Origin of the sequence: Micromonospora haikouensis, assembly GCF_000876225.1 — a bacterium.
GTDB classification, from domain to species: Bacteria; Actinomycetota; Actinomycetes; order Mycobacteriales; family Micromonosporaceae; genus Micromonospora; species Micromonospora haikouensis.
Map to the genome: position 1 here is coordinate 1,101,852 of NZ_JXSX01000002.1, position 10,812 is coordinate 1,112,663.

Below are 10,812 nucleotides of genomic sequence, written 5' to 3' on the forward strand. Positions count from 1 at the left end.
GATCCGTCAAGGAGTACGCCTGTGAAGAGCACCGTCGAGACTCTGAGCCCGACGCGCGTGCGGCTCGCCATCGAGGTGCCGTTCGTCGAGCTCGAGCCGAGCCTCAAGAAGGCGTACCGGGAGATCGGTTCGCAGGTGCAGGTGCCCGGCTTCCGGCGGGGCAAGGTGCCGGCCGCCGTGATCGACCAGCGGGTGGGCCGGGGCACCGTCCTCAACGAGGCGGTGCAGGAGGCCATCCCGCAGAACATCCTCGCCGCGGTCCGCGAGCACGACCTGAAGACCCTCGGTCGCCCCGAGGTCGAGATCACCGAGTTCAACGACGGCGACTCCCTCAACTTCACCGCCGAGGTGGACGTCCGGCCCGAGATCACCCTGCCGGAGCTCGACTCGATCGAGGTCACCGTCGACGAGCTCAAGATCGACGACAGCGAGATCGAGGAGCAGGTGAAGAACCTGCGCGAGCGGTTCGCCACCCTGAAGACCGTCGAGCGGGCCGCCGCCGAGGGCGACTACGTGCAGATCGACCTGAACGCCACGGTCGACGGCGAGGACGTCCCGGGCGGCTCGGCGACCAACATCTCCCACGAGGTCGGCAGCAAGCAGCTCCTGCCGGGGCTGGACGAGGCCCTCGTCGGCCTCGCCGCCGGCGAGAGCACCACCTTCACCACCCAGCTCGTCGGCGGCGACTTCGCCGGCCGGGACGCCGAGGTGGCGGTGACCGTGCGCACGGTCAAGGAGAAGGAGCTGCCGGAGCTGGACGACGACTTCGCCCAGATGGCGAGCGAGTTCGACACCATCGAGGAGCTGCGCGCCGACGTGCGCGAGCGGGTCACCCGGGGCAAGCGGGTCGAGCAGATCTACGCCGCCCGCGACAAGGCCCTGGAGCAGCTCGTCGAGGCCGCCGGGGTGCCGGCGCCGGAGGGCGTCGTGCGCGAGGAGGTCGAGGGCCGCAAGCAGGCCATGATCGACCAGCTGGAGCGGATCGGCGCCTCCCTGGAGGAATACCTCGCGGCCGAGGAGAAGACCGAGGAGCAGATCGACGCCGAGCTCAACGAGGCGGCGACCGACGGCGTCAAGATCCAGCTGCTGCTGGACACCCTGGCCGACGCCGAGGAGGTCCAGGTCTCCGACGACGAGTTCGGCCACGAGATCGTCCACCGCGCGCAGCGCGCCGGGATGCCCCCGCAGCAGTACTACGACCAGCTGGTCCGCTCGGGCTCGGCGGCGGCCGTCTTCGGCGACGTGCGGCGCGGCAAGGCGCTGGCCTCGGTGATGGAGCGCATCAAGATCAAGGACACCGCGGGCAACGAGGTGAGCCTCGACGCCATCCGCGCCGAGGGCGAAGAGGCGCACGACCACGACCACGAGCACTGACACCTCGGGTGCGGCCGTCGTCCACCGGTTGCGGTGGGCGGCGGCCCAAGCCCTTTTCCGGGTACGTCCCGAAGGGGCTGCGCTGAGAGCGAAAAGCGCCCCGACCGGGACTCTGCCGCCCGGGCAAGCGGTTAGTGTCGGGTAGGACGGTACGGAGAGCGAAGGGCTGCCATGACCGACATGCACATCCCAGCGAAGCCGCTCCGGGCGATCGATGCCCGCGGTGGCGAGAACATTGGCAACCTCGACGACTCGGTCTACAACCGGTTGCTCAGGGAGCGCATCATCTTCCTGGGCAGCGAGGTGAACGACCAGGTGGCCAACCGCATCTGCGCGCAGCTGCTGCTGCTCGCGGCGGAGGACCCGGACCGGGACATCTACCTCTGGATCAACTCGCCCGGTGGCTCGGTCTACTCCGGCATGGCGATCTACGACACGATGCAGTACATCGACAACGACGTCTCCACGGTCGCGATGGGCATGGCCGCCTCGATGGGGCAGCTGCTGCTCTGCGCGGGCACCAAGGGCAAGCGCTACGCCCTGCCCCACGCCCGGATCATGATGCACCAGCCGTCCGGCGGCATGGGCGGCACCGCGTCGGACATCGCCATCCAGGCGGAGCAGATGCTCTACACGAAGCGGATGTTCCAGGAGCGGGTGGCCTTCCACACCGGCCAGACTTTCGCCCAGATCGAGGCGGACTCGGACCGTGACCGCTGGTTCACCGCCCAGGAGGCGACGGACTACGGCTTCATCGACAAGGTGATCACCGGAGCCGTGCAGGTTCCGGCGGGCGCCGGGACCCTGAGCTGACCGAGGAGCTGACGATGACCGACCTGAGCCTGCCGCCCCAGTTCGCGGCCGTGCACAACCGCTACGTCCTGCCGTCGTTCGTCGAGCGCACGTCGTACGGGGTGAAGGAGTCCAACCCGTACAACAAGCTCTTCGAGGACCGGATCATCTTCCTCGGTGTCCAGGTGGACGACGCGTCCGCCAACGACGTGATGGCGCAGCTGCTGACGCTCGAGGGCACCGACCCCGACCGCGACATCATCATGTACATCAACTCGCCGGGTGGCTCGTTCACCGCGATGACGGCGATCTACGACACGATGCAGTACGTCCGGCCGGACATCTCCACGGTCTGCCTGGGCCAGGCGGCCAGTGCCGCCGCGGTGCTGCTCTCCGCCGGCACCCCGGGCAAGCGCATGGCGCTGCCGAACTCGCGGATCATCATCCACCAGCCGGCCACGGAGGGCGGCTACGGGCAGGGCTCGGACATCGAGATCCAGGCCCGGGAGATCCTGCGGATGCGGACGCAGCTGGAGGAGATGCTCGCCCGGCACTGCAACCAGCCGGTGGAGAAGGTCCGCAAGGACATCGACCGTGACAAGATCATGACGGCCGAGGAGTCCAAGGAGTACGGGCTGGTGGACACGATCCTCACCAGCCGCAAGAAGGGGCTGCTCGCCGCCAACGCGGCCAGCTGAGACGAGCATGGGTCAGAGGTCGGCCGGGCGCTTTGCCTGCCGACCTCTGACACGCCCGATTTGGGGGTCGGAGAAACCCCCGCCAGCGGGTAACGTCGGGCCCGTACCGCTGCGTCGGGACGGTCCGGCGAGCGAACGGAGACGGACGGAGCGCAGCGTCCGCAGGTCATGGCCGGTGCACCGGCCGATGAGTGCAGGGAGAACGTAGGTGGCACGGATCGGTGACGGCGGCGACCTACTCAAATGCTCCTTCTGCGGCAAGTCGCAGAAGCAGGTGAAAAAGCTCATCGCGGGCCCCGGGGTCTACATCTGCGACGAGTGCATCGATCTCTGCAACGAGATCATCGAGGAGGAGCTGGCCGAGTCCGGCGAGGTGAAGTGGGAAGAGCTTCCCAAGCCGATGGAGATCTGCCAGTTCCTCGACAACTACGTGGTCGGCCAGGACCAGGCCAAGAAGGCGCTCGCGGTCGCCGTCTACAACCACTACAAGCGGATCCAGGCCGAGGCGGCCGGCGCGCCGGGTTCCGGCAGCGACGCCGTCGAGCTGGCCAAGTCCAACATCCTGCTGCTCGGGCCGACCGGGTGCGGCAAGACCCACCTCGCGCAGACCCTCGCCCGGATGCTGAACGTCCCCTTCGCGATCGCGGACGCCACCGCCCTCACCGAGGCGGGTTACGTGGGCGAGGACGTGGAGAACATCCTCCTCAAGCTGATCCAGGCCGCGGACTACGACATCAAGCGCGCCGAGACCGGCATCATCTACATCGACGAGGTCGACAAGATCGCCCGCAAGTCGGAGAACCCGTCGATCACGCGGGACGTCTCCGGCGAGGGCGTCCAGCAGGCGCTGCTGAAGATGCTCGAAGGCACGGTGGCCAACGTGCCGCCGCAGGGCGGGCGCAAGCACCCGCACCAGGAGTTCATCCAGATCGACACCACCAACGTGCTGTTCATCTGCGGTGGCGCCTTCGCCGGCCTCGACCAGATCATCGAGGCCCGCACGGGCCACGGCGGGACGGGCTTCGGCGCGCGGCTCCGCTCGGTCTCCGAGCGGTCGACCGACGACATCTTCAGCCAGGTCATGCCCGAGGACATGCTGAAGTTCGGCCTGATCCCCGAGTTCATCGGCCGGCTTCCGGTGATCACCAATGTCCGCAGCCTCGACCGGTCCGCCCTCGTGCGGATCCTCACCGAGCCGCGTAACGCCCTCGTGAAGCAATACCAGCGCCTCTTTGAGCTCGACGGCGTGGAGCTGGAGTTCGAGCCGCCGGCCCTGGAGGCCATCGCCGACCAGGCGATGCTGCGCGGCACGGGCGCCCGTGGCCTGCGCGCCATCATGGAGGAGGTCCTGCTCTCCGTGATGTACGAGGTGCCGAGCAACCCCGACGCCGCCCGGGTGCTGATCACCCGCGAGGTGGTCCTGGAGAACGTCAACCCCACGATCGTGCCGCGCGAGTTCACCGGCCGCCGGGCCCGCCGGGACCGCGAGGAGAAGTCCGCCTGACCCTCCCCGTCCGGCGGGGAGGGTCCACGACCCCTCCGCCGGCGGTGGAGGCTGTCGCGGGGGCCCCGCCAGCCGTACGCTGAGGGTCATGCGCGTCGCCGTCTGCCAGCTGAACTCCCGCGACGACCGGGCCGCCAATCTCGCGGCCGCGGAGGCCCTGTTGGTCCGGGCCGCAGCGGCCGGCGCGGACCTGGCGGTCCTCCCGGAGTATGTCGACTACCTCGGCACCGCAGCCGGGATGCCGGCGCCCGAGCCGGTGGACGGCACGGTGGGTCGGTTCTTCGCCGACGTCGCCCGGCGGCTCGGCATCTGGGTGCACGCCGGGTCGTTCCACGAGGCGGGCCCGGACCGGGACCACACCTGGAACACCTCCCTGCTCTTCGACCGCACGGGCACGCTCGCCGGGACCTACCGCAAGATCCACCTGTACGACGTGGAGATCCCCGGCCGGGTGTCATACCTGGAGTCGGCGACGGTGGCGCCGGGGGACAAGCCGGTGGTGGTCGACGTCGAGGGCGTCCGGGTCGGCTTGTCGATCTGCTACGACCTCCGGTTCCCGGAGCTGTACCGGCACCTGGCCACGGATGGGGGTGCCACGCTGCTGGTGGTGCCGGCCGCGTTCATGGTGCACACCGGGCGCGACCACTGGGAGGTCCTGTTGCGGGCGCGGGCCATCGAGAACCAGTGCTTCGTCGCCGCCGCCGGTCAGACCGGCGACCACGAGCCGGGGCGCACCTGCTTCGGCCGGAGCATGGTCGTCGACCCGTGGGGGACGGTCCTCGGCCAGGTGCCGGACGGTCCCGGTCTCACCGTCGTCGACTTGGACCTGGACCGCCTCCGGACCATTCGCACCGAGCTGCCCAGCCTGGCGAACCGGCGGCTCTGAAACGTCCGGGCCGCAGGTCAGCTCTGCAGGAGTACCCCCAGCACGGTGAGCCCGGCGATGGCGGTGGCCGTGATGAGCAGCGCGGCGGACATCCGCGAGCGTCCACGCCGCGCCAGCCGGCCCACGGAGAGCAGGATGACGGCCACCACCACGGCGCCGATGACCAGCTGCCAGAACGGCAGCAGCAGTCCGAGCAGGGCTTCTTCGGCGAGGGGCGTCGCCGGGCGGGGGAGGGCGTCATCCATGCCAGACACTCTGACATGCGCGGGCGCGATTTCGGTGTGCGGTGGCGGGCCCCTTTCCGTCAGGACAGTGACAGGCGTTGATTTGCCTTCCCGGGGCCGTACGCGTAACTTTCTCTCTGCACGCGGGAGGCCGGACAAACCGGCTGAGAGCGGGCACGGGCTCGCGGCGGAGACGCCGAGCGAGGCTGGTCCGGGCGGTGCGGAGCAACTCCGGTGAGACGGGGTTGCGATCGCGAAGCCGACCGGGTAGAGTGCTGAGGCCGGCAGGAGCCGGGCGGGTGGCCGCAAAGCGGCGATCGGCCGGTCTGCGGCTCTCCACGACAGAAACGACCGCCGTTATTCGGCGTGCGTCGCCGTGGGTCCGAGCGAATCCGAGCGTAAACCTTGGGAACAGGGTTGACAGCGAAGATGAGATCGGGTAAGTTAGAGAGGTTGCCCCAGAAGGTGGCCCTACAGTGTAGGGCTACGGATGGTGTGTGGTTGTTCTTTGAGAACTCAACAGGGTGCTTGATAAGCCAGTGCCAAGTAGTTTGATACCCCGCACTGGGTCGGCCTTCGGGTTGGTCTGGTGGGGATTCCTTTGGCAACACTTTGTTGTCGGGATGGATTGTTCAACAGGTTTTTGTTGGAGAGTTTGATCCTGGCTCAGGACGAACGCTGGCGGCGTGCTTAACACATGCAAGTCGAGCGGAAAGGCCCGGCGGGGTACTCGAGCGGCGAACGGGTGAGTAACACGTGAGCAACCTGCCCTAGGCTTTGGGATAACCCTCGGAGACGGGGGCTAATACCGAATACGACCTTCTGCCGCATGGTGGGGGGCGGAAAGTTTTTCGGCCTGGGATGGGCTCGCGGCCTATCAGCTTGTTGGTGGGGGGATGGCCTACCAAGGCGACGACGGGTAGCCGGCCTGAGAAGGCGACCGGCCCCACTGCGGCTGAGACACGGCCCAGACTCCTACGGGAGGCAGCAGTGGGGAATATTGCACACTGGGCGGAAGCCTGATGCAGCGACGCCGCGTGAGGGATGACGGCCTTCGGGTTGTAAACCTCTTTCAGCAGAGACGAAGCGCAAGTGACGGTACCTGCGGAAGAAGCGCCGGCCAACTACGTGCCAGCAGCCGCGGTAAGACGTAGGGCGCGAGCGTTGTCCGCAATTATTGGGCGTAAAGAGCTCGTAGGCGGCTTGTCGCGTCGACCGTGAAAACTTGGGGCTCAACCCCAAGCCTGCGGTCGATACGGGCAGGCTAGAGTTCGGTAGGGGAGACTGGAATTCCTGGTGTAGCGGTGAAATGCGCAGATATCAGGAGGAACACCGGTGGCGAAGGCGGGTCTCTGGGCCGATACTGACGCTGAGGAGCGAAAGCGCGGGGAGCGAACAGGATTAGATACCCTGGTAGTCCACGCTGTAAACGTTGGGCGCTAGGTGTGGGGGGCCTCTCCGGTTCTCTGTGCCGCAGCTAACGCATTAAGCGCCCCGCCTGGGGAGTACGGCCGCAAGGCTAAAACTCAAAGGAATTGACGGGGGCCCGCACAAGCGGCGGAGCATGCGGATTAATTCGATGCAACGCGAAGAACCTTACCTGGGTTTGACATGGCCGCAAAACCTCCAGAGATGGGGGGTCCTTCGGGGGCGGTCACAGGTGGGGCATGGCTGTCGTCAGCTCGTGTCGTGAGATGTTGGGTTAAGTCCCGCAACGAGCGCAACCCTCGTTCGATGTTGCCAGCGCGTTATGGCGGGGACTCATCGAAGACTGCCGGGGGCAACTCGGAGGAAGGTGGGGATGACGTCAAGTCATCATGCCCCTTATGTCCAGGGCTTCACGCATGCTACAATGGCCGGTACAATGGGCTGCGATTCCGTGAGGTGGAGCGAATCCCAAAAAGCCGGTCTCAGTTCGGATAGGGGTCTGCAACTCGACCCCGTGAAGTCGGAGCCGCTAGTAATCGCAGATCAGCAACGCTGCGGTGAATACGTTCCCGGGCCTTGTATACACCGCCCGTCACGTCACGAAAGTCGGCAACACCCGAAGCCGGTGGCCCAACCCTTGCGGTGGGAGCCGTCGAAGGTGGGGCTGGCGATTTGGCCGAAGTCGTAACAAGGTAGCCGTACCGGAAGGTGCGGCTGGATCACCTCCTTTCTAAGGAGCACCATCCGGCGAAAGCTGGTATGGAGCCCGCGATCTGCGAATGTCAGGTCGGGGTGCTCGATGGCGGAGACACTGGTGAGTCTTTCTCTGGCAACGGCCACGGGTTTCTAGTACAGCCACTTCTGGTGGTGGGAACGAAAGCGTGTGGTGCGGCTGGGGAGGGGCGGAGAGCACCCTGTTGGGTCCTGAAGGAACAACCATGGGTTGTCTTCTTTCAGAGCCGATGTCCTTGCCCTGGTTAGGGGTGGGGGTTGGTTGCCAGGCGCGGCCTGGTCTCGCATACCGGATCCTGTGTGGGTTGCTGGTGTGGGGCTGTGGGTTGTGGGTTGGTTGTTTGTTGAGAATTGCACAGTGGACGCGAGCATCTTTGTGGTCAAGTTGTCAAGGGCGAACGGTGGATGCCTTGGCACCAGGAGCCGATGAAGGACGTGGGAGGCCGCGATAGGCCTGGGGGAGCTGTCAACCAAGCTGTGATCCCAGGGTGTCCGAATGGGGAAACCTGGCTGGAGTCATGTCCAGTCACCTGCACCTGAATTCATAGGGTGTGTGGGGGGAACGCGGGGAAGTGAAACATCTCAGTACCCGTAGGAAGAGAAAACAATAGTGATTCCGTGAGTAGTGGCGAGCGAAAGCGGATTGAGGCTAAACCGGTTGCGTGTGATACCTGTCAGGGGTTGCGTGGTCGGGGTTGTGGGACCCTGCTACACGAGCTGACACTCGTGTGAGGAGTGATAAAGCCAGTTGCTAGCCGAATGGTCTGGAATGGCTGACCGTAGACGGTGAGAGTCCGGTAGGTGAAAGTGGCTGGTCTTCTGTGGGTGTTCCCGAGTAGCGGCGGACTCCTGTAATCTGCCGTGAATCTGCCAGGACCACCTGGTAAGCCTAAATACTTCCTGGTGACCGATAGCGGACGAGTACCGTGAGGGAATGGTGAAAAGTACCCCGGGAGGGGAGTGAAATAGTACCTGAAACCGTTCGCCTACAATCCGTCGGAGCCTTGCGGGGTGACGGCGTGCCTTTTGAAGAATGAGCCTGCGAGTTAGTGGCATGTGGCGAGGTTAACCCGTGTGGGGGAGCCGTAGCGAAAGCGAGTCTGAATAGGGCGTTTGAGTCGCATGCTCTAGACCCGAAGCGGAGTGATCTAGCCATGGGCAGGCTGAAGCGTGGGTAAGACTACGTGGAGGGCCGAACCCACCAACGTTGAAAAGTTGGGGGATGACCTGTGGTTAGGGGTGAAAGGCCAATCAAACTCCGTGATAGCTGGTTCTCCCCGAAATGCATTTAGGTGCAGCGTCGTGTGTTTCTTGCCGGAGGTAGAGCACTGGATGGTCTAGGGGGCCCACAAGCTTACCGAAATCAGCCAAACTCCGAATGCCGGTAAGTGAGAGCGCGGCAGTGAGACTGCGGGGGATAAGCTTCGTAGTCGAGAGGGAAACAGCCCAGATCACCAGCTAAGGCCCCTAAGCGTGTGCTAAGTGGAAAAGGATGTGGGGTCGCATAGACAACCAGGAGGTTGGCTTAGAAGCAGCCACCCTTTAAAGAGTGCGTAATAGCTCACTGGTCAAGTGGTTCCGCGCCGACAATGTAGCGGGGCTCAAGCACACCGCCGAAGCTGTGGCACTCACACGATACTTTGTGCCTCCTTGATGGGGTATGCAGGTGTGTGGGTGGGTAGGGGAGCGTCGTGCCGGGGGTGAAGCAGCGGGGTGACCTAGTTGTGGACGCGGCACGAGTGAGAATGCAGGCATGAGTAGCGAAAGAAGGGTGAGAAACCCTTCCGCCGGATGACCAAGGGTTCCAGGGCCAGGCTAATCCGCCCTGGGTGAGTCGGGACCTAAGGCGAGGCCGAGAGGCGTAGTCGATGGACAACGGGTTGATATTCCCGTACCCGCGAAAGAGCGCCCGTGATGAACCTCGTTGTGCTAACCATCCGAACCATCCAAGACCTTCGGGTTGAGGGTGGGGAGCGTGGGAACCTGGCGGGTAGTAGTCAAGCGATGGGGTGACGCAGGAAGGTAGCTGATCCCGGCCGGTGGTTGTGCCGGGGTAAGCGTGTAGGCCGTGTTGTAGGCAAATCCGCAACACATGTGGCTGAGACGTGATGCCGAGCCGATTCAGGTGAAGTCAGTGATCCTATGCTGCCGAGAAAAGCCTCTAGCGAGTTCTGAGCGGCCCGTACCCCAAACCGACACAGGTGGTCAGGTAGAGAATACCGAGGCGATCGGGCGAACTGTGGTTAAGGAACTCGGCAAATTGCCCCCGTAACTTAGGGAGAAGGGGGGCCGGAGACGTGAAGCCCCTTGCGGGTGGAGCGTTGTATGGCCGCAGAGAGCAGGGGGAAGCGACTGTTTACTAAAAACACAGGTCCATGCGAAGAAGTAATTCGATGTATATGGACTGACGCCTGCCCGGTGCTGGAACGTTAAGGGGACCTGTTAGCTCTTCGGGGCGAAGCGGAGAACTTAAGCGCCAGTAAACGGCGGTGGTAACTATAACCATCCTAAGGTAGCGAAATTCCTTGTCGGGTAAGTTCCGACCTGCACGAATGGCGTAACGACTTCCCCACTGTCTCAACCACAGGCCCGGCGAAATTGCATTACGAGTAAAGATGCTCGTTACGCGCGGCAGGACGGAAAGACCCCGGGACCTTTACTATAGCTTGACATTGGTACTTGAGTTAGCTTGTGTAGGATAGGTGGGAGCCGGTGAAGTCCATACGCCAGTATGGGTGGAGGCAATCTTGAAATACCACTCTGGTTGATTCGGGTATCTAACTTCGGGCCGTTATCCGGTTCAGGGACAGTGTCTGGTGGGTAGTTTAACTGGGGCGGTTGCCTCCTAAAGGGTAACGGAGGCGCCCAAAGGTTCCCTCAGCCTGGTTGGCAATCAGGTGTTGAGTGCAAGTGCACAAGGGGGCTTGACTGTGAGACTGACAGGTCGAGCAGGGACGAAAGTCGGGACTAGTGATCCGGCACTTGCGTGTGGAAGCGGTGTCGCTCAACGGATAAAAGGTACCCCGGGGATAACAGGCTGATCTTCCCCAAGAGTCCATATCGACGGGATGGTTTGGCACCTCGATGTCGGCTCGTCGCATCCTGGGGCTGTAGCAGGTCCCAAGGGTTGGGCTGTTCGCCCATTAAAGCGGTACGCGAGCTGGGTTTAGAACG

The 10,812-nt window shown here is 64.2% G+C and carries 6 protein-coding genes and 2 rRNA genes; 7 read left to right on the plus strand and 1 reads right to left on the minus strand.

What is annotated here, in order from left to right:
* Nucleotides 1–21 precede the first annotated feature (21 nt).
* The 5 genes from tig to TK50_RS21640 all read left to right on the plus strand — a co-directional run bounded on the left by tig (nucleotide 22) and on the right by TK50_RS21640 (nucleotide 5,254).
* Nucleotides 22–1,374 carry a trigger factor gene (tig, locus tag TK50_RS21620; RefSeq protein WP_043966344.1) on the plus strand — a complete coding sequence of 451 codons (1,353 nt, stop codon included), beginning with the start codon at nucleotides 22–24 and terminating at the stop codon, nucleotides 1,372–1,374.
* Nucleotides 1,375–1,545: 171 nt separating this feature from the next.
* Complete coding sequence (locus TK50_RS21625) at nucleotides 1,546–2,187, plus strand: ATP-dependent Clp protease proteolytic subunit (RefSeq protein WP_043966346.1); 642 nt, start codon at nucleotides 1,546–1,548, stop codon at nucleotides 2,185–2,187.
* 14 nt (nucleotides 2,188–2,201) lie between these two features.
* Complete coding sequence (locus TK50_RS21630) at nucleotides 2,202–2,864, plus strand: ATP-dependent Clp protease proteolytic subunit (RefSeq protein ID WP_043966349.1); 663 nt, start codon at nucleotides 2,202–2,204, stop codon at nucleotides 2,862–2,864.
* A 208-nt stretch (nucleotides 2,865–3,072) separates the two neighbouring features.
* Entirely contained in the window at nucleotides 3,073–4,368 is a 1,296-nt protein-coding gene (gene clpX / locus TK50_RS21635; RefSeq protein ID WP_043966350.1) for an ATP-dependent Clp protease ATP-binding subunit ClpX, read from the plus strand.
* Between the two features lie 88 nt (nucleotides 4,369–4,456).
* Nucleotides 4,457–5,254, plus strand: a complete 798-nt coding sequence (locus tag TK50_RS21640; protein WP_043966352.1) for a carbon-nitrogen hydrolase family protein — start codon at nucleotides 4,457–4,459, stop codon at nucleotides 5,252–5,254.
* Nucleotides 5,255–5,271: 17 nt separating this feature from the next.
* Here the strand turns inward: TK50_RS21640 and TK50_RS21645 are convergent, their stop codons facing one another.
* A complete protein-coding gene (locus TK50_RS21645) occupies nucleotides 5,272–5,499 on the minus strand; it encodes a hypothetical protein (protein ID WP_043966354.1) in 228 nt (75 codons plus the stop codon).
* A gap of 622 nt (nucleotides 5,500–6,121) precedes the next feature.
* On the opposite strand from TK50_RS21645, the gene TK50_RS21650 reads away from it, so the two are divergent.
* Both TK50_RS21650 and TK50_RS21655 read left to right on the plus strand, forming a co-directional pair.
* Nucleotides 6,122–7,636: ribosomal RNA gene (locus tag TK50_RS21650) — 16S ribosomal RNA — on the plus strand.
* Nucleotides 7,637–8,016: 380 nt separating this feature from the next.
* Nucleotides 8,017–10,812 (plus strand): 23S ribosomal RNA (locus tag TK50_RS21655); the annotation flags it as partial.

Bases quoted from the DNA above. Each gene is read 5' to 3' on its own strand.
- TK50_RS21625 (WP_043966346.1), top strand. From the start codon at position 1,546: ATGACCGACATGCACATCCCAGCGAAGCCGCTCCGGGCGATCGATGCC.
- TK50_RS21630 (WP_043966349.1), top strand. From the start codon at position 2,202: ATGACCGACCTGAGCCTGCCGCCCCAGTTCGCGGCCGTGCACAACCGC.
- TK50_RS21640 (WP_043966352.1), top strand. From the start codon at position 4,457: ATGCGCGTCGCCGTCTGCCAGCTGAACTCCCGCGACGACCGGGCCGCC.
- TK50_RS21645 (WP_043966354.1), bottom strand. From the start codon at position 5,499: ATGGATGACGCCCTCCCCCGCCCGGCGACGCCCCTCGCCGAAGAAGCC.